This is a genomic window from Ferrovibrio terrae (assembly GCF_007197755.1).
Classification (GTDB): Bacteria; Pseudomonadota; Alphaproteobacteria; order Ferrovibrionales; family Ferrovibrionaceae; genus Ferrovibrio; species Ferrovibrio terrae.
This window is the reverse complement of the sequence record NZ_CP041636.1, coordinates 3,123,015-3,139,792: the sequence shown is the minus strand read 5'-3', so window position 1 is coordinate 3,139,792 and position 16,778 is coordinate 3,123,015. Positions and strand designations below refer to the sequence as shown.

Here is a 16,778-nt window from a genome sequence, read left to right as displayed (position 1 = left end):
TCACTTGGTCTCCTCGAAGATTTCGCGGCCGATCAGCATGCGCCGGATTTCCGACGTGCCGGCACCGATTTCATACAGCTTGGCATCGCGCAGCAGGCGGCCGGTCGGATAGTCATTGATATAGCCGTTGCCGCCCAGGATCTGGATCGCATCAAGCGCCAGCTTGGTCGCCTTCTCGGCGGCAAACAGGATCGCGCCGGCGGCATCCTTGCGCGTGGTCTGGCCACGGTCACAGGCCTTGGCCACGGTATAGACATAGGCGCGCGACGCATTCATCTCGGTATACATGTCGGCCACCTTGCCCTGCACCAGCTGGAAGGTGCCGATCGACTGGCCGAACTGCTTGCGCTCATGGATATACGGCAGCACCACGTCCATCGCCGCCTGCATGATGCCGAGCGGACCGGCGGCCAGCACGGCGCGCTCGTAATCAAGGCCGCTCATCAGCACGTTCACGCCACGGCCGACCTGGTTCAGCACATTCTCTTCCGGCACTTCGCAATCCTGGAATACCAGCTCGCCGGTATCCGAACCGCGCATGCCCAGCTTGTCGAGCTTCTGCGCCGTGGAGAACCCCTTGAAGCCCTTCTCGACCAGGAAGGCGGTGATGCCGCGCGCGCCTGCGGCCGGATCGGTCTTGGCATAGACCACCAGCACATCGGCAGTGGGGCCATTGGTGATCCACATCTTGTTGCCGTTCAGGATGTAGCGGTCGCCCTTCTTGTCGGCGCGCAGCTTCATCGACACGACATCGGAGCCGGCATTCGGCTCGCTCATCGCCAGCGCACCGAGGTTCTTGCCGCTGATCAGATCGGGCAGATATTTCTTCTTCTGCTCAGGCGACCCGTTGCGACTGATCTGGTTGACGCAGAGGTTGGAATGCGCGCCATACGAGAGGCCAACCGAAGCGGAGCCACGGCTCACCTCTTCCATCGCCACGCAATGTTCCAGATAGCCGAGCCCGCTGCCGCCGTATTCTTCCTCGGCGGTGATGCCGTGCAGGCCGAGATCGCCCAGCTTGGTCCACAGGTCGCGCGGAAATTCGTTGGTCTTGTCGATGGCATCAGCACGCGGCGCCAGCTCGGTATCGACAAAGCCGCGCACGGACTGGCGCAGCATGTCGGCGGTTTCGCCGAGCCCGAAATCGAGCGTCGGATAGCTGTTGGAAATCATGGTTGTTGACCCTTCTCGGACGGACCAGGGGAATCCTGAATCGGGGTGGCGGGAGTGTAGCGGATCGCGGCTCAGGATGCAGCCGTGCGGGGTGCGTCAGGGCGTCCCAGCATGCACATCATGGTGGCCAGGCCCGTGGCGCAATGCAGCATCTTTCCCGATTTTTCTGCAAAGACGTCGAAGGCCACAATCGTAAGTGTGCGGCCATGCCGCGTAACCTGGGCGCGGGCCAGCATGCGGTCGCCATCGGCCGGCGCCATCAGGTTCATCTTGTATTCCACGGTCAGCACCGTGGCGTCGGCCGGAAACAGGCTGTAGGCGGCATAGCCAGCCGCCGAATCCGCGATCATCCCGACGATGCCGCCATGAACGAAGCCATGCTGCTGCGTCACATCCGGTTTGCGCGGCATTTCCACCTCGCACAGGCCCGGCTTCACCGTAGCCAGCACCGCGCCGATCAGATGCATGGCCGGCTGGCGGTTGAAACTGTCGCGCACGCGCGCCTCGAAACCGGCATCGGCCGGTTTGAACTCCCCCGTTCCGATATTGGTTGGCATGATCATGCCGCAGCCTCCTTCGGTGCAATCGGCTCTATGCCGAAGGTTTCGGCGATGCGGGCCACGAAGCTGTGCGGAAACGGTCGTGAACGGCGCTTGACCAGATCGATGCACACGCCGGTCAGCCGCGCCATCATCACCTGCTTATCGTCACCAACACGGATCAGGCGGTGGCGGAACACGATCTTGCGTTCGCCAATGCTTTCGACCGTACTTTCCATCCGCACCAGATCCCCGCCATGCAGTTCGGCCTGATACTCCACCTCGGCCTTCACGGCGGCCACGCCGGCCTGTTCGGCCATCATCTGCTCGCGCGGCCAGCCATGCAGGGCGGCCACGGCAAAGGCCGCATCGCCGATCCAGCCCATGTAGAAGCTGACATTCACATGGCCCAGATGATCGCACTGCCAGGCCTGAGTCATCAGGCGAAGCGTCTCGACATATTTCTCGGTCATGGCTTAAGGCCTTTCCCCGGCGGTTTCCTCTGGCTTCCGTGATACCGCGAAAGGCTAAATAGAGAAAATCGATTGTTTTTATCAACTGGATAGGGTTTTTCTATGGCCGATGAACCTGACCCTGATCCGCTATTTCATGGCCGTGGCCGAAACCGGCAGCTTCACCCGCGGAGCTGAACGCGCCAACGTCACCCAGCCGACGCTGTCGGCCGGGATCAAGCGACTGGAAGAGTCGCTGGGCGCCAGTCTGTTCGAGCGCAGCCGCGCGCCGCAACTCACCCCGGCCGGCGCCCGTTTCCTGCCGCGCGCCCGCCTGCTGCTGCAGGAGTGGACGGCGGCGCGGCACGACCTGCGCCAGGAAGGCCGGCCAACCAAACTGCGTCTGCGGCTCGGCTACATTCCCGGCCTGCCGCAACGCCGGCTGACCGCCCTGCTCGGCGGTTTCGCCTCTGCCCATCCCGATGTCGCGCTGGAGATTCTGGAAGCGCCGGCTGCCACGCTGACGCGCCGGCTCGATCTCGGCCGTATCGACGCCGCCATCCTGCCGCTCGGCGATGACAGCGACGACCACAGCCTGACGCTGTTCCGCCAGCGCTACCTGCTGGCCGTACCGCCAAAGCATCCGCTGGCCCGGCGCAACAGCGCACGGATCAGCGATCTGCAGGATCAGCCCTTCGTGATCCGGCCGCAGGCGGAAATCATGCCGGCAGCGGAGAAATTGTTCGACGGATTGAATGTACGGCCGCGCATCATCGGCCGGGCCGAGAGCGATGCGGCGTTACTGGCGCTGGTGGAAGCAGGGATCGGGGTGGCGCTGCTGCCGCACTGGCTGATCAGCGATGCGGTGGCCACGCTCACCCTGCCCGAACTGCGCGACATGCATCGCATCGGACTGCTCTGGCGCGACGATACGCATGCCGCACTGGCGCAGCTGCGCGATTTCGCCGCCGGCCATGACTGGGACGCAGCCACCGACCGCGCCGTGCTGGGGCATTAAGCGCCGGCAGCCCCGCGCCCCATCACGCCTTCGGCATGATCCTGCGCATCGACCACGGCGACGGCGCTCATATTGACCAGGCCGCGCACGGTGACATTGCGCGACACGATATGCGCCGACTTCGCCATGCCCATCAGGATCGGGCCGACATAGAAGCCCTGCTCCATCTGGCGCACCAGGTTGGCCGAGATATTGGCGGCATCCTGGTTGGGCATCACCAGCAAATTGGCGCTGCCCTTCAGGCCGTTGCCGGGCATCAGCTTCTCGCGGATCGCTTCCGAGACGGCGGCATCGGCCTTCATCTCGCCCTCGATCTCCACATCGGGCATCAGCTGGTGCAGGCGGCGGGTCGCCTCGCGCATCTTCAGAGCCGAAGGCGACGACGAGGTGCCGAAATTGGAATGCGACACCAGCGCGATCTTCGGCACCACACCGAAGCGGCGCACTTCGTCGGCCGAGATCTGCGTGATCGCCACGATCTCCTCGGCGGTGGGGTCGAGACTGACATTGGTATCGGTGATGAACAGCATGCCGTGCGGCAAGACGAGGAGCTGCATGGCTGCCGGCAGCGTGACGCCGCTGCGCAGGCCGATCACATCCTGGATATGCGGCAGATGCTGGTCATACTGCCCCACTGCGCCGCAGATCATCGCATCCGCCTCGCCGCGCTGTACCGCCATGGCAGCAATCACGGTAGTGTTGGTACGGATCATGATGCGGGCGTCATCGGGCGCCACACCCTTGCGATTCATCAGCGCCAGATAGCCGGTCCAGTATTCGTGGTACCGATCATCGCGCTCGGGGTCGATCAGTTCGACATTCTCGCCGATCTTCAGGCGCAGGCCGAGCTTCTCGATACGCTTTTCCACCACGGCGCGGCGGCCGATCAGGGTCGGCACGGCCACCTTGTCGTCCAGCACGATCTGGGCGGCGCGCAGCACGCGCTCGTCCTCGCCTTCGGCATAGATCAGGCGCAGCGGCTTGCGCTTGGCGCGCTCAAACGTCGGCCGCATCACGAAACCGGTGCGATAGACGAAACGCTCCAGCCCTTCGCGATAGGCCTTCATGTCGGTGATCGGTCGCGTGGCCACGCCGCTGTCCATCGCCGCCTGGGCGACGGCCGGCGCGATCTGCAGGATCAGGCGCGGATCGAAGGGCTTCGGGATGAAGTATTCCGGACCGAAACTCAGGTCCTCGTCATTGCCATAGGCGCGCGCCACCACATCGGAGATTTCCGCCATGGCAAGATCGGCGATGGCGCGGACGGCGGCCAGTTCCATCTCGGTGTTGATCGTGGTCGCGCCGACATCCAGTGCGCCGCGGAACAGGAACGGGAAGCACAGCACGTTGTTGACCTGGTTCGGGTAGTCCGAACGCCCGGTCGCCAGGATCGCGTCGGGCCGCACCGCCTTGGCCGCTTCCGGCAGGATTTCCGGTGTCGGATTCGCCAGCGCGAGAATCAGCGGCTTCGGCCCCATCTTCTCGACCATCTCCGGCTTCAGCACATTGGCGGCTGACAGCCCGAGGAAGACGTCGGCGCCGGCAATCGCGTCGCCCAGTGTGCGGTGGTTGGTCGGCCGCGCATAACGCGCCTTGAACTCGTCCATCTGTTCGGTGCGGCCCTCGTAGACCACGCCGACGATATCGGAGACGACGATATTCTCTTTCTTCACGCCCAGTTCGACCAGCAGATCGAGGCAGGCCAGCGCCGCAGCGCCCGCGCCGCTGGCGACCAGCCGCACATCCTCGATCGTCTTGCCGACCACGCGCAGCCCGTTCAGCACCGCAGCCGCCACGGTGATCGCCGTACCGTGCTGGTCGTCGTGGAAGACCGGGATCTTCATCTTCTGGCGCAGCGCGCGCTCGACCACGAAGCATTCCGGCGACTTGATGTCTTCCAGGTTGATGCCGCCGAAGGTCGGCTCCAGCGCCGCGATGATCTGCACCAGCTTGTCGGGATCGGTTTCGTTGATCTCGATGTCGAAGACGTCGATGCCGGCGAACTTCTTGAACAGTACCGCCTTGCCTTCCATCACCGGCTTCGAGGCGAGAGGCCCGATATTGCCCAGGCCCAGCACGGCGGTGCCGTTGGAGATCACGCCGATCAGGTTGCCGCGCGCGGTCAGCTCGGCGGCCTGGGCCGGATCCTCGACGATGGCGTTGCAGGCGGCGGCGACGCCGGGGCTGTAGGCCAGCGCCAGGTCACGCTGGGTGCCGAGCGGCTTGGTGGGGGTGATTTCGAGTTTACCCGGCTTCGGCAGCCGGTGGTATTCCAGCGCCGCGCGGTCGAGATCGGATGTCATAAAAACTCTCGCAGGATCAGTACGATCAGGGCATCCCGGCACGGGATGCCGTGGGGGAAATCAGGCTTACAACAGCCTGCCCTCAGATGAAAGCACTGGGAATAAAGGAGAGTGTCGATCGAATGGTGCGGTCGAAAAGACTCGAACTTTCACGGCCTTTCGGCCACAGCCACCTCAAGGCTGCGCGTCTACCAATTCCGCCACGACCGCATTTTCGGGCGACGCGGGGGAATAGCAAATCCCGCCGGGGTATTCAAGGCTGCCCAAGGCCTTAAAAACGCAGCTTTAATCGTCCGACATCGTATCCGTGATCGAGACGGCGACCTTCTCGCCGGAAATCACGATCTCGCCGCGGGCAATCAGCTTGTTGTTGGCGAAGATCCAGGCATGGTCATCCACGCTGGCATCCAGCTCGATGACGGCGCCACGGCCCACCTTGAGCACCTGGTGGATCGGCATGGTGGCCTTGCCCAGCACCACCGAGATTTCGACCGAAACGTCGTTGACCGCATTGGTCGCCATACCAAACCTTCCTTTGGGCCGTCGCAGGGCTTAAGTAACCCCTGCAAGGTTAGCACAGTCTTAAGGTCATGCCTCCCGTCCTTCCGCCCCCCAACCAGATCCTCCAGACCCCGGCCGGACCGGTGGACTGGATCATCAGCGACGCTCCGGTGGCCTATGAGGCCGCCCAGGCCGCGATGGAAGCCCGGGTGGCGGACATCCACGCCGGCCGGGCCAGCGAGGCGATCTGGCTGCTGGAGCATCCGCCGCTCTATACCGCCGGCACCTCGGCCAAACCCGCCGACCTTCTAACCCCCCAGTTTCCGGTCTTCGCCACCGGCCGGGGCGGCCAGTACACCTACCATGGGCCGGGCCAGCGGGTGGTCTACCTGATGCTGGACCTGACCAGGCGCGGCCGCGACGTCCGCGCCTTCGTCTGCCGGATGGAGGACTGGGTGATCGCCAGCCTCGCCCGCTTCAACGTCACCGGTGCGATCCGCGACGGCCGGGTCGGCGTCTGGGTCGACCGCCCCGACCAGGGGCCGGGCCGCGAGGACAAGATCGCCGCCATCGGCGTCCGGGTCCGCCACTGGATCACCTTCCACGGCCTGAGCCTGAACGTCGATCCCAACCTGGACCATTACGGCGGCATCGTCGCCTGCGGCATCCAGAACACGGCGGCCGAACCTTTCGGCGTCACCTCGCTGGCCGATCTGGGCCTGACGCCGACGCTGCCAGAGGTCGACCTGATCTTACGTGACACTGTAGAAGGCGCCCTGCTCGATCGCCTTGGCACCAGCTGCACTACTTGATCAGATATTTATCATAACAAACTGAAATCTAAATCTTTCCCTTCCGCTTCATGTCGCGCTTCTGCTGGCGGCTGAGCCCTTCGGTCGAGATCACGACCGGCTCGGCGGCGGCCTTCTTCGCCTTGAGCCAGAGCACGTAGACCGCCGTGAAGATGACGATACTGCCAAAGCCGACCCACTGGTTGCCGGTCGCCACCCAGCCAAGGCCGCCCAGGCCGAGCGCGCCGACATAACAGATCACCCACTCCTTGAGTGTCATTCTGAATTTTTTCTTTGTAATCATGATCTTGTTTAAACTTTCAAAGTTAAATTCTCAGACCAGGCTGCAGCGTCTGCCCGCTTATCCTGCGGCGCTCCCGACAAATCTCTACTGGCTTACATCAGCTGTTTAAATCCGGCAAAGGCCCAATCCCGGCTTACCCGCATCCTATCCCGTCTTATTTGATGCTTATTCTTTCTTATTTCCTGATAAGCCCCGCAAAACAATAACTTATATATAGAACAATATGGCAACTTTCGTTATTGGTCAAGCCTAAAGCGAAAGGCGGGCAAGCTGCGCAGACAGGCCGGCGGCAATCAGTTCAGAGCGGACCTGCGGTGGGCGTCGCCCTGGCTTTGCGACCTCTGCGGTACCACAGGATGACCCCGGTCACCGACAGCATCGCGGTGATCAGCCCGGCGATGGCCACGGTGACCCGCCCTGCCAGGCCGGCGATCCAGCCGCTATGCAGGGGAAACTGCAGCCGCAGGAAGACGTCGCCCGCCGTGCCCTGCCCGGGAATTTCGGCGGCAAGCAGGCGGCCGTCCTGGGCATCAAAATAGAGATAAGGCGGGTTCGACCCGGCGCCATAATCCGACTGGCCGGGGAAGAAGTGCACCGCGTAAATGCTGTAGGCGGCATTGTATGAGATGCCGCCGGGCCGGTCGGCCCACCCGAACCGTTCCGTTTCGGCTGCTGCCCGGATCGCGATCTCGGCAAAACCGAGCCTCCGGGCCGGCTGTTTGCCGGGTGGGAGCGCCGCACGCTGGTCGAACGGCGTCGGTGTCAGCGTGCTGAACAGGGACACGACCGGGCGGAAGACCTCGCGGTTCAGGTTGAAGTAGATGCTGGTAAACGCCAGCACCACCAGCACTGGCCAGAGCCACAATCCGCCGACCCGGTGCAGATCGAGATAACGCCGGCGTTGACTGGCCGGTCGCTTGATCCGCCATGAAACGCTCCAGTGCCGCAGCAGCGGTCGCGCCTTCGGCAGGGTGAGCGCGGCTCCGACAAAGCAGTCGAACAGCCAGATCAGGGCCACGCCCCCCATCAGCCAGGCGCCCCAGCGACCAGGCAGATGCAGGCGATAGTGCAACTCGTACAGGAAACCCACGATGTGGCGGCGGTCGAGGCGATCGCTAAAGCGCTGGCGCCGTTCGAGGATCGCGCCCGTCGCCGGGTCGACGAAGATCTGGTCGTAGCCGAGATTGAACAGCTGACCGGTCTGTGGATCGGTCCGGGGGCGCAGACTGAGGCGCCAACTCTCACCCGGCTTCGCATTCAGTGGCACATAGCGCACCGTCGCCCTGGGCTCGGACGCCTCCACGCGCCCGACCAGCGTTTCAAGCGGCAGCGGCGGAGCCTCGCCGGCGACGTGGAATATATCGGCGTTCAACCAGGCATCGAGTTCGAAATGGAACGCGATCACCGCACCGGTCAGACCGGCGACGAACAGAAACCCTGCCGTCGCTAACCCGGCGATGCGGTGAACCAGCAGCCAGAAGGGCCGCGTGGCAACCCCGTCCAGCATGGGGATTACCAGCGATACCGCACCGAGGCGATGATGGTGCGGCCGATGCCGTAACTGCAGTTCGTCGCCGAGCTGCAGGTCAGGTTTTCCTTGTCGAACAGATTGGCCGCATTCACCGCGAAGCGGAAATTCTGCCAGTCGTAATGCACGGCACTGTCGAACAGGGCAAAGGCCGGCACCTCGAAGGTGTTGGTGCTGGTGCCATAACTGCTGCCGATATAGCGCACGCCGGCGCCGAAGCCGAGACCGGCGGCCTCGCCGCTGCGCAGAGTATAGTCGGCCCAGAGCGACGCCATATGCTCGGGCACGCGCACCGGGCGCTTGCCGAAATCGGTGCCGTTGCTGCGGGTGACTTCCACATCCTGATAGGTGTAGGTGGCGATCAGGTCGAGTTCGCGGTTGAGGCTGGCCTTGCCCTCCAGCTCGAGGCCGCGCGAGGTCACTTCGCCGGTCTGGATGCTGAAGCCGGTGTTGACCGGATCGGTCGTCGTCACATTCTGCCGCTTCAGGTCGAAGGCAGAGACCGTGATGAAGCTGTCATAGCCCTTGGGCTGGAACTTGACGCCAATCTCACGTTGCTGCCCGGTCTCGGGCACGAACTGGCTGCCGGCAAAGTCGGTGCCACCAACCGGCTCGAAGGATTCGGCATAGGAGATGTAGGGCGCGAGGCCGGAGTCGAAGAGATACATCAGGCCGGCGCGGCCAGTGAAAGCCTGGTCGTCCTGGTGCGCCTTGTTCTGGGTGAAGCGGTTGTAGTTGTCGTTGACGGCGCGATCCTGGCGACCGCCAAGCAGCAGAACCCAGTTGTCGTATTTGATCTGGTCCTGGAAATAGGCCCCCATCTGCACGATGCGCTGGTCCGAGCCGCTGGTGAAGGCCGGTGTCGTCACCGTGGCGACGCCATAGGTCGGCGAGAAGATGTTGATCTGGCCGCCGGCGCCCGTGCCGTTACCGGTCATCACATCCAGCGAACTATGCTGGTAGTCGAAGCCGAGGATCGCCGTGTGCCTGACCGGACCGGTCTCGAATTTCGCCTCCGCATGCTGGTCGGCGGTGAAGACACGGCCGGCCGCCAGGCGACGCTGGATATTGCGATTATAGATGGGGCCGGTGCCCACCTGCGTGCCCAGGAACATGCTCTGCGCATCGTAATCGTGATCGCTGAACCGCAGGGTCTGGCGCAGGGTCCAGATATCGCTGAGCTGATGCTCGGTCAGCGCGCTGAACGAGGTCTTGATCAGCGTGTTGGAATCGTAGCCCGGCTCACCGATAAAGCGGTTGAGCGGGATTTTGCCATTCGCGCTCGACAGCACGGTGCCAACCGACGGCAGGCCGTAGAGATACAGCGAGTCATCGCGCTGATGATCCATCAGCAGGGTCACGGTGGTATTGTCGCCCGGGCGCAAGGTCAGGCCACCGGCGAGGAAGATGCGGTTGTCATCAACGTAATCGACCTGGGTTTCGCTGTCGCGCGCGAGCGCCACCAGGCGATACGACACCTTGTCGGTCGCCGCGCCGCCGACATCGGCGGCGATCTGCTTGCGCTCGAAGCTGCCGCCCTGCACTTCCACTTCATTGATCGGTTTGTCGGTCGGTCGCTTGGTCACCATGTTGACCAGGCCGCCGGGCGAATTCTGACCGTAGAGAATCGAGGCCGGGCCCTTGATCACTTCGACGCGTTCCATGTTGTAGGGCTCGGGCGCATGGAAGCCGAGAAAGGCCTGCGGCAATTCGCGGGTGCCATCGCGATAGAGATAGCCGGCGAACTGGTTGAAGCCGCGCATCTGGATGCCGTCATGCTGCATCTGCAAGCCGCCGGACTCGGCGCGCACGCCGGCGACGTAGCGCAGCGTCTCACCGATCTGGCGCGGCTTTTGCTCGTCCATCTGCTCGCGCGTGATCACCGTGATGGTCTGCGGCGTTTCCAGCAGCGGCGTGTCGGTCTTGGTGCCGGTGCCGCTGCGCGTGGCGACATAGCCCTCAACCGGACCCCAGGCATTCTCCTCCACACCGCGCGCGCCCTGCACCGTCAGGGTCGGCAGCACGGCGGCGGCGCCCGACTTCGGCGCCTCGACCAGCGTTACCGTGGTCGGATTGATGAAGCGATAGGTCAGCCCGGTGCCTTCGAGCAGGCGGACCAGCGCTGCTTCCGGCGTCATCGTGCCGCGCACGCCGGGCGACTGCAGCGCGCGCGTGGTGTTGCCGTCGACAAAGAGCTGCAGGCCGGTCACTTCGGTGAAGCGCACCAGCGCCTGTGGCAGGCCCTGCGCGGCGATGTCGAAGCCACGGGTCTGCGCAGTGGCCTGGGCGAGTTGGACGTCCGTCGCCTGGGCGAGCACCGCAGCCGGGGCGAAGGCCACGCCGCTGGCCAGCAACAGGGCCTTGTAAGTGTTTGCTTTGGCTTTGGAATAATTGCAACGCGACGGCACCTGCTGACCCACGGACATGCCCTTCCTCAATATTAAGATTGCGACGCATTTGCGCCTGCATGACTGTATGACGCCCGGACCCGGCGGGGGTTATGAGAGGAAATCTGAAAAAAATCAGTCGGCGGGGGAAATGACCGCGAGCAGCGTGCCGTACTGCCGCAGTTTCACCGGCAGCGTGCGCGCGATCGTCTCGATCGCCGCATCGGTCTGCGCGCTGTCGAACACCGCCGTGACCGGCAGGCTTTTGAGCCGTGCATCAGTGACGATGATCCGGCCGAGGCGATGGCGCTCCAGATCGGCCACCACCTCGCCCAGCGGCGCATCGTAGAAGACCAGCCGGTTGCGCCGCCACGCCATGGCGCCGGCGATATCGACGGCTTTGGCATCCGACAGGCCGGCCGCGCCGTAGCGGATCTGCTGGCCTTCGACGGCATTACCGGTCTGGCCATCGGGCGCGCGCACCGCGACGGCATGTTCGGTGACGGTGACGATGGCGCCGCCAGACACGATCTTCACGTCAAACGCCGTGCCGAGCGCCCGCGTCTGGCCGCCGGCGGCGCGCACGATGAACGGCCGCGCGGCATCCGGCGCGACGCTGAAATGCGCCTCGCCCCTGTGCAGCGTGACGATGCGCGCGTCCTGCCCGATCTCGACGGAGAGTGCCGTGGCGCTGCTGAGCTGCACCTCCGAGCCGTCTTTCAGGCTGATGCTGCGCAGTTCCGCCGTCGCGGTGCGATGGTCGGCCAGCAGGTCAGCAGAGGCAATGGCATAGCCGGTCAGCACCAACAGCAGACAGGCCGCGGCGGCAGACATCCAGCGCACCGCAGCGCGGCGCGGTGGCAGCGACACAACATTCGCAGTCTCTTTCATAGCCGGTGCAAGAATGTCGGCGCGCTGCCACACATCCTGTGCGCGTCGCCAGGCGGCAGCATGCTCCGGCCCGGAGTCGAGCCAGACCCGGAAATCCGCCTGCGTCTGCGGGGTGTCGTCCTCGCGCAGAACGACCAGCCAGTGCAGGGCCTCGTCGATCAGGGGCTTAGTATGGTGCTGGGGCTCGGTCATCGGATCTCTTGGCGTCTGTACTTAAGACGGTCGGCGCGGCAAACCGAGTGAGGACCCGCCGGCGTTTTTTTCCGCCTCGGCTTCCGGCCCCATCGCGCGCTCGATCGCCGACAGCGCTGCCACCATATGGGTGATCACGGTATTCCGGCTGATCCCCAGCGTTTCCGCGATCTCGGCATAGGTCCTCTCCTCGAATTTGGCGAGAATGAAGACCTCGCGGCAGCGCGGCGTCAGGCCCTCCACCACGCGCAGCAGCCGACTGAATTCGCTGCGGTGAAGCGCGATGTTTTCTGGCGTCGGGCTGTGGTCGGCGATGCCCTGCAGATCCGGCCCCGCCTCGACCTCGACGCCGCGATTGACATGGCGCTGGTGATCCAGCGCGAGATTGGCAGCGATGCGGAACAGATAGGCGCGCGGATTGTCGACATCGCCCGCGCCATCGATCTTGGCGACGCGCAGCCAGGTTTCCTGCGCCAGGTCCTCGGCCAGCGTGACATTGCCCAGCCGCCGGGCCAGGAAGCGCTTCAGGCTGTCCTGGTGCTCGGAAAAAGCCGCCAGCAAGATGTCGCGGATGGTGATCATGGTCCCCCGGAAGTGGGGCAGGCATAACCTATATGAGAATTAATCGCAATTAAGTCCTGCGCAGATGCTGATTGACACCTGAATCCAGGCGTATATGTTATTCGTCGAATGACGAACAAGATTACCTCCGCGACCAAACCCGAAAGCCATGCCACCGCACTGGAGGATGGCTGCTGCACCACTGGTCTGCCCCCGGCTGCCCTCGCCGAATCCCTCCGGCCGGCGGATGAGGAACTGGCGATGCTGGCCAAGGCGCTCGGTCATCCGGTCCGCATCCTGATCCTGCGCAACCTGCTGCGCATCGGCGCCTGCTACTTCGGCAAGCTGGCCGACCTGCTGCCGGTCGCCCCCTCCACCGCCTCCCAGCACCTGACCATCCTGAAGGATGCCGGTCTGGTCAAAGGCGAGATCGAGGGCGACCGCCCCTGCTACTGCATCGACCTGGAGAAGCTGCGCCGCATGCAGCATCTGATCGGCGACCTGTAAAAAAATTTGGCCCGCTTATTCGTATTTCGACGAACACCGAAGGAAACAACATGACCGCCCATAGCAAGATCGTCCCCGCCGCCCTGCCCGTCATCGTGATCGGCGCCGGGCCTGTAGGCCTTGCCGCCGCCGCGCATCTGATCGCGCGCAACATGCCGGTGAAACTGCTGGAGGCTGGCGACACTGTCGCGGCCCATGTGCGCGACTGGGGCCATGTGCAGCTCTTCTCGCCCTGGTCCTACAATATCGACAAGGCCGCGCGCGCGCTGCTGGACAAAACCAACTGGCAGGCGCCGAAGCGCAGCGCGCATCCGACCGGCACGGAGCTGTATGAGCAGTATCTGCAGCCGCTGGCCGCCACGCCTGAGATCGCCGCGGTGCTGGACCTCAACGCGCGCGTCACCGGCGTCAGCCGTCTTGGCTTCGACAAGATGAAGTCCGCAGGCCGCGAACATGCGCCCTATTCGGTGATTGTCGAAACAAATGACGGGCAGACCCGCGAGCAACTCGCCTCGGCCGTGATCGATACCTCGGGCACCTGGTCGCAGCCCAACCCCATCGGCACCAACGGCCTGCCGGTGCCCGGTGAGACCGCTGCCACCGATGTGATCGCCTATGGCGTGCCGGACGTTCTCGACAGGGACACCGCACAGTATGCCGGCAGGCGCGTGCTGGTGATCGGTGCGGGGCATTCCGCCGCCAATGTACTGCTTGATCTCGCGCAGCTGAAACAGCGCGCCCCCGGCACTGAAATCATCTGGGCGGTCCGCGGCGCAAGCCTCGCGCGTCTCTTTGGCGGCGGTGCGAATGACAAACTGGCGGCACGCGGCGCACTCGGGCAGGCACTGGAAAGGTTGGTGAAGGCCGGCGGCATCGACCTGCATCTGCACAGGACCGTGACGCGCATCGAGACCGGCGATACGCTGAAGGTGACGCTGGCGACACCGGGTGGTGACGACCAGATGCTGGAAGTCGACCGCATCATCGCCGCCACCGGACAGCAGCCTGACCTGACCATGCTGCGCGAAGTCCGCCTCGATCTCGATCCGGCCACCGAAAGCCCGCGCGTGCTGGCGCCGATGATCGATCCCAATGTGCATTCCTGTGGCACCGTGCGTCCGCATGGCCATCGCGAACTGGCGCAGCCTGATACCGGCTTCTACATCGCCGGCATCAAGAGTTATGGCCGCGCGCCCACCTTCCTGCTGGCGACCGGCTATGAACAGGTGCGCTCGATTGTGGCGGCGCTGGCCGGCGACATGGTCGCCGCCGATGATATCCAGCTCGACCTGCCGGAAACCGGCGTGTGCAGCACCAACCTGCCTAAAGTGACCGGCGCCGAGGGTGACGGCGAACGCTGCGGCACCAGTTGCTGCGGCACGCCCGAACCGGTGCCCGCGGCGACCGCCTGCTGCAGCAAGGCCAACGATGCTAACCTGAAAGCCGGCAAGCCGGCACAGCCGGTGGCCGCCAACGCCTGCTGCTGAGGACTTATGCCGATTTCACAAGACCGACGCACCCTCGTCGTCATTGCCCTGGGCACCGCACAAACGCTGGGTTGGGGTTCGACCTATTATCTGCCGGCGATCCTGGCCGGGCCGATGGCGGCCGACTTCGGCGTCTCGACCGGCTGGATCTACGGCGCCTTCTCGGCCGCGATGCTGCTGACCGCCTTCATCGGTCCCGGTGTCGGGCATCGCATCGACCGTTTCGGCGGCCGCAACATCCTGACGCTGTCGAGCCTGATCTTCGCCGCCGGTCTTGCCCTGCTGGGTGCCGCGCCAAACCTTGTCGTCTTCGTCGCTGCCTGGCTGCTGATCGGCTTCGGCATGGCCATCGGCCTGTATGAAGCCGCCTTCGCCACCCTCACGGCGATCTATGGCAAGTCCTCACGCAGCGCGATCACCGGGATCACGCTGCTGGCCGGTTTCGCCAGCACGGTCTGCTGGCCGATCTCGGCGTTGCTCGATGCCGAATGGGGCTGGCGCGTCACCTGCTTTGTCTGGGCCGGCGCGCATCTCCTGATCGGATTGCCGCTCAACCGGCTGCTCATCCCGCGCGAACTCGGTGCGCATGCGACCGCACCGGCGGCCACGGCGGAAAGCGTCGACGCCACACTGTTCAGCCGGCCGATGCTGCTGCTGGCTTTCGCCTTCGCCGTCACCTGGATCACCAGCACGGCCATGGCGGCGCATCTGCCGCGCATCCTGGAAGCCGCCGGCGCCACCAAGACGGTGGCGATTGCCGCCGCCGCACTGGTCGGGCCGGCGCAGGTGGCGGCCCGCATTCTGGAGCACACCCTGCTGCAGAAATTCCATCCGCTGCTCTCGGCGCGGCTTGCCTCGATCACACATCCGCTTGGCGTCGCCGCCCTGCTGCTGTTTGGCGCGCCAGCGGCCTATCTCTTCACGCTCCTGCATGGCGCGGGCAACGGTGTGATGACGATTGCGAAAGGCACCCTGCCGCTGGTGATCTTCGGGCCCGCAGGCTACGGCCGCCGTCAGGGCTGGCTGGTCGCGCCGGCCCGCTTCGGACAGGCGGGAGCGCCTTTCGTCTTTGCGCTCCTGCTCGAATGGTACGGCCAGTATGTGCTGCTGTTCACCTCCGGACTCTGCGTGGCCGGTTTCGCCGCCATGCTGATGCTGCGCACGGCATCCAGCGAAGCACACGCCAGCAGTTAGCCGAGCGCCGTCACAAAACCTTCACTGGCGCATCACCTATATTTTGATAAATCTGGAAATATGAAAATGATTTCCGATCAGGATGCCGTGCGGAGTTTCGCGGCGCTGGCGCAGGATACGCGCCTTGCGATCTACCGGCAGCTGGTGGAAGCCGGACCGTCGGGCCTGTCGGCCGGCGCACTGGCCGAGGCGCTCGCTGTGCCCGCTCCTACGCTTTCCTTCCATCTGGCGCAGTTGCGCGGCGCGGGGCTTATCACGCAGCAGCGCAGCAGCCGGTCGCTGATCTATGCCGTCGATATCACACGAATGAACGGCGTGATCGCCTTTCTCTCCGACCGCTGCTGCAGCGGACGCCCCGAACTCTGCCTGCCCACCTCTGCCATACGGACCAAAACCGATGCCCGACCAAGACGCAAAACTGTTTAATGTCCTTTTCCTCTGCACCGGCAATTCCGCACGCAGCATTCTGGCCGAAGCGTTGATGGATCAACTCGGTAATGGCCTGTTCAAGGGTTACAGCGCCGGCAGTTTCCCCAAGGGCGACGTGCATCCCATGGCGCTCGACCTGCTGCGCAAGAGCGGCCATGACGTGAGCGGCCTGCGCTCGAAATCCTGGGACGAGTTTTCCGCGCCCGGTGCACCGCAGATGGATTTCGTCTTCACCGTCTGCGACAACGCCGCCAGCGAGGTCTGCCCGATCTGGCCCGGCAAACCGATGACCGCGCATTGGGGCCTGCCCGATCCGGCAGCGGTGGTTGAGAACGAGGTCGAGCAGCGGCTGGCCTTCGCCGACACATACAAAATGCTAACCAACCGCATCCGCGCCTTCACCAGCCTGCCGCTGAAGGCGCTGGATGAACTGACGCTGCAAACCCGCCTGCGCGCCATCGGCAAAAACCAGTCGGCGGCCTCGTGACGGTCGCATTGTGATGGACGGCGCCGTTTTGCAG

General features: G+C 64.3%; 17 protein-coding genes and 1 tRNA gene. 7 read left to right on the top strand and 11 right to left on the bottom strand.

Annotated features, from left to right (window positions below; translation table 11 throughout):
* The 3 genes from FNB15_RS15280 to FNB15_RS15270 form a co-directional block, all read right to left on the bottom strand.
* Entirely contained in the window at nucleotides 1-1,173 is a 1,173-nt protein-coding gene (locus FNB15_RS15280; RefSeq protein ID WP_144069538.1) for an isovaleryl-CoA dehydrogenase, read from the bottom strand.
* 71 nt (nucleotides 1,174-1,244) lie between these two features.
* Complete coding sequence (locus tag FNB15_RS15275) at nucleotides 1,245-1,736, bottom strand: PaaI family thioesterase (protein ID WP_246068698.1); 492 nt, start codon at nucleotides 1,734-1,736, stop codon at nucleotides 1,245-1,247.
* Entirely contained in the window at nucleotides 1,733-2,185 is a 453-nt protein-coding gene (locus FNB15_RS15270; RefSeq protein ID WP_144069537.1) for an acyl-CoA thioesterase, read from the bottom strand. Before FNB15_RS15270 ends, FNB15_RS15275 begins: the two co-directional genes overlap by 4 nt.
* Nucleotides 2,186-2,294: 109 nt before the next feature.
* On the opposite strand from FNB15_RS15270, the gene FNB15_RS15265 reads away from it, so the two are divergent.
* The gene (locus FNB15_RS15265) at nucleotides 2,295-3,182 is read left to right on the top strand and encodes a LysR family transcriptional regulator (RefSeq protein WP_144069536.1); all 888 of its coding nucleotides are present in this window, start codon (nucleotides 2,295-2,297) and stop codon (nucleotides 3,180-3,182) included.
* On the opposite strand, the gene FNB15_RS15260 is transcribed toward FNB15_RS15265, so the two are convergent.
* The 3 genes from FNB15_RS15260 to FNB15_RS15250 all read right to left on the bottom strand — a co-directional run bounded on the left by FNB15_RS15260 (nucleotide 3,179) and on the right by FNB15_RS15250 (nucleotide 6,007).
* Nucleotides 3,179-5,485, bottom strand: coding sequence for an NADP-dependent malic enzyme (locus tag FNB15_RS15260; protein ID WP_144069535.1), 2,307 nt, complete (start codon nucleotides 5,483-5,485; stop codon nucleotides 3,179-3,181). The two genes, FNB15_RS15265 and FNB15_RS15260, sit on opposite strands and share 4 nt — an antisense overlap.
* 123 nt (nucleotides 5,486-5,608) lie before the next feature.
* A tRNA-Leu gene (locus FNB15_RS15255) sits at nucleotides 5,609-5,695 on the bottom strand.
* 75 nt (nucleotides 5,696-5,770) lie between these two features.
* Complete coding sequence (locus FNB15_RS15250; RefSeq protein WP_144069534.1) at nucleotides 5,771-6,007, bottom strand: FliM/FliN family flagellar motor switch protein; 237 nt, start codon at nucleotides 6,005-6,007, stop codon at nucleotides 5,771-5,773.
* A gap of 122 nt (nucleotides 6,008-6,129) precedes the next feature.
* Here FNB15_RS15250 and lipB point away from each other — a divergent pair, with 122 nt between their 5' ends.
* The gene (gene lipB / locus FNB15_RS15245; RefSeq protein WP_221932844.1) at nucleotides 6,130-6,798 is read left to right on the top strand and encodes a lipoyl(octanoyl) transferase LipB; all 669 of its coding nucleotides are present in this window, start codon (nucleotides 6,130-6,132) and stop codon (nucleotides 6,796-6,798) included.
* Nucleotides 6,799-6,826: 28 nt separating this feature from the next.
* On the opposite strand, the gene FNB15_RS15240 is transcribed toward lipB, so the two are convergent.
* The 5 genes from FNB15_RS15240 to FNB15_RS15220 form a co-directional block, all read right to left on the bottom strand.
* Entirely contained in the window at nucleotides 6,827-7,057 is a 231-nt protein-coding gene (locus FNB15_RS15240) for a hypothetical protein (protein ID WP_144069532.1), read from the bottom strand.
* Nucleotides 7,058-7,379: 322 nt separating this feature from the next.
* Nucleotides 7,380-8,588, bottom strand: a complete 1,209-nt coding sequence (locus tag FNB15_RS15235) for a PepSY-associated TM helix domain-containing protein (protein WP_144069531.1) — start codon at nucleotides 8,586-8,588, stop codon at nucleotides 7,380-7,382.
* Nucleotides 8,589-8,593: 5 nt separating this feature from the next.
* A complete protein-coding gene (locus tag FNB15_RS15230; protein ID WP_144069530.1) occupies nucleotides 8,594-11,035 on the bottom strand; it encodes a TonB-dependent siderophore receptor in 2,442 nt (813 codons plus the stop codon).
* A 96-nt stretch (nucleotides 11,036-11,131) separates the two neighbouring features.
* On the bottom strand, nucleotides 11,132-12,079 hold the full coding sequence (locus FNB15_RS15225; RefSeq protein ID WP_144069529.1) for a FecR family protein: 948 nt from the start codon (nucleotides 12,077-12,079) through the stop codon (nucleotides 11,132-11,134).
* 21 nt (nucleotides 12,080-12,100) lie between these two features.
* On the bottom strand, nucleotides 12,101-12,661 hold the full coding sequence (locus tag FNB15_RS15220) for an RNA polymerase sigma factor (RefSeq protein WP_144069528.1): 561 nt from the start codon (nucleotides 12,659-12,661) through the stop codon (nucleotides 12,101-12,103).
* 108 nt (nucleotides 12,662-12,769) lie between these two features.
* Here FNB15_RS15220 and FNB15_RS15215 point away from each other — a divergent pair, with 108 nt between their 5' ends.
* The 5 genes from FNB15_RS15215 (at nucleotide 12,770) to FNB15_RS15195 (ending at nucleotide 16,744) form a co-directional block, all read left to right on the top strand.
* Nucleotides 12,770-13,147 carry an ArsR/SmtB family transcription factor gene (locus FNB15_RS15215; protein ID WP_144069527.1) on the top strand — a complete coding sequence of 126 codons (378 nt, stop codon included), beginning with the start codon at nucleotides 12,770-12,772 and terminating at the stop codon, nucleotides 13,145-13,147.
* Nucleotides 13,148-13,197: 50 nt separating this feature from the next.
* Nucleotides 13,198-14,634: an NAD(P)-binding domain-containing protein gene (locus FNB15_RS15210; protein WP_144069526.1), complete on the top strand. Its 1,437-nt coding sequence runs from the start codon at nucleotides 13,198-13,200 to the stop codon at nucleotides 14,632-14,634.
* Nucleotides 14,635-14,640: 6 nt separating this feature from the next.
* Nucleotides 14,641-15,828 (top strand): MFS transporter, encoded by a 1,188-nt coding sequence (locus FNB15_RS15205; protein ID WP_144069525.1) that lies wholly within the window; start codon nucleotides 14,641-14,643, stop codon nucleotides 15,826-15,828.
* A 66-nt stretch (nucleotides 15,829-15,894) separates the two neighbouring features.
* The gene (locus FNB15_RS15200; RefSeq protein WP_144069524.1) at nucleotides 15,895-16,254 is read left to right on the top strand and encodes an ArsR/SmtB family transcription factor; all 360 of its coding nucleotides are present in this window, start codon (nucleotides 15,895-15,897) and stop codon (nucleotides 16,252-16,254) included.
* Nucleotides 16,226-16,744, top strand: a complete 519-nt coding sequence (locus FNB15_RS15195) for an arsenate reductase ArsC (protein ID WP_144069523.1) — start codon at nucleotides 16,226-16,228, stop codon at nucleotides 16,742-16,744. Before FNB15_RS15200 ends, FNB15_RS15195 begins: the two co-directional genes overlap by 29 nt.
* The last annotated feature ends 34 nt before the right edge of the window (nucleotides 16,745-16,778 follow it).

Coding starts and splice junctions, on each gene's coding strand:
- FNB15_RS15280 (WP_144069538.1), bottom strand. CDS start 1,173: ATGATTTCCAACAGCTATCCGACGCTCGATTTCGGGCTCGGCGAAACC.
- FNB15_RS15275 (WP_246068698.1), bottom strand. CDS start 1,736: ATGATCATGCCAACCAATATCGGAACGGGGGAGTTCAAACCGGCCGAT.
- FNB15_RS15270 (WP_144069537.1), bottom strand. CDS start 2,185: ATGACCGAGAAATATGTCGAGACGCTTCGCCTGATGACTCAGGCCTGG.
- FNB15_RS15265 (WP_144069536.1), top strand. CDS start 2,295: ATGAACCTGACCCTGATCCGCTATTTCATGGCCGTGGCCGAAACCGGC.
- FNB15_RS15260 (WP_144069535.1), bottom strand. CDS start 5,485: ATGACATCCGATCTCGACCGCGCGGCGCTGGAATACCACCGGCTGCCG.
- FNB15_RS15250 (WP_144069534.1), bottom strand. CDS start 6,007: ATGGCGACCAATGCGGTCAACGACGTTTCGGTCGAAATCTCGGTGGTG.
- FNB15_RS15240 (WP_144069532.1), bottom strand. CDS start 7,057: ATGACACTCAAGGAGTGGGTGATCTGTTATGTCGGCGCGCTCGGCCTG.
- FNB15_RS15235 (WP_144069531.1), bottom strand. CDS start 8,588: ATGCTGGACGGGGTTGCCACGCGGCCCTTCTGGCTGCTGGTTCACCGC.
- FNB15_RS15230 (WP_144069530.1), bottom strand. CDS start 11,035: ATGTCCGTGGGTCAGCAGGTGCCGTCGCGTTGCAATTATTCCAAAGCC.
- FNB15_RS15225 (WP_144069529.1), bottom strand. CDS start 12,079: ATGACCGAGCCCCAGCACCATACTAAGCCCCTGATCGACGAGGCCCTG.
- FNB15_RS15220 (WP_144069528.1), bottom strand. CDS start 12,661: ATGATCACCATCCGCGACATCTTGCTGGCGGCTTTTTCCGAGCACCAG.
- FNB15_RS15215 (WP_144069527.1), top strand. CDS start 12,770: ATGACGAACAAGATTACCTCCGCGACCAAACCCGAAAGCCATGCCACC.
- FNB15_RS15210 (WP_144069526.1), top strand. CDS start 13,198: ATGACCGCCCATAGCAAGATCGTCCCCGCCGCCCTGCCCGTCATCGTG.
- FNB15_RS15205 (WP_144069525.1), top strand. CDS start 14,641: ATGCCGATTTCACAAGACCGACGCACCCTCGTCGTCATTGCCCTGGGC.
- FNB15_RS15200 (WP_144069524.1), top strand. CDS start 15,895: ATGATTTCCGATCAGGATGCCGTGCGGAGTTTCGCGGCGCTGGCGCAG.
- FNB15_RS15195 (WP_144069523.1), top strand. CDS start 16,226: ATGCCCGACCAAGACGCAAAACTGTTTAATGTCCTTTTCCTCTGCACC.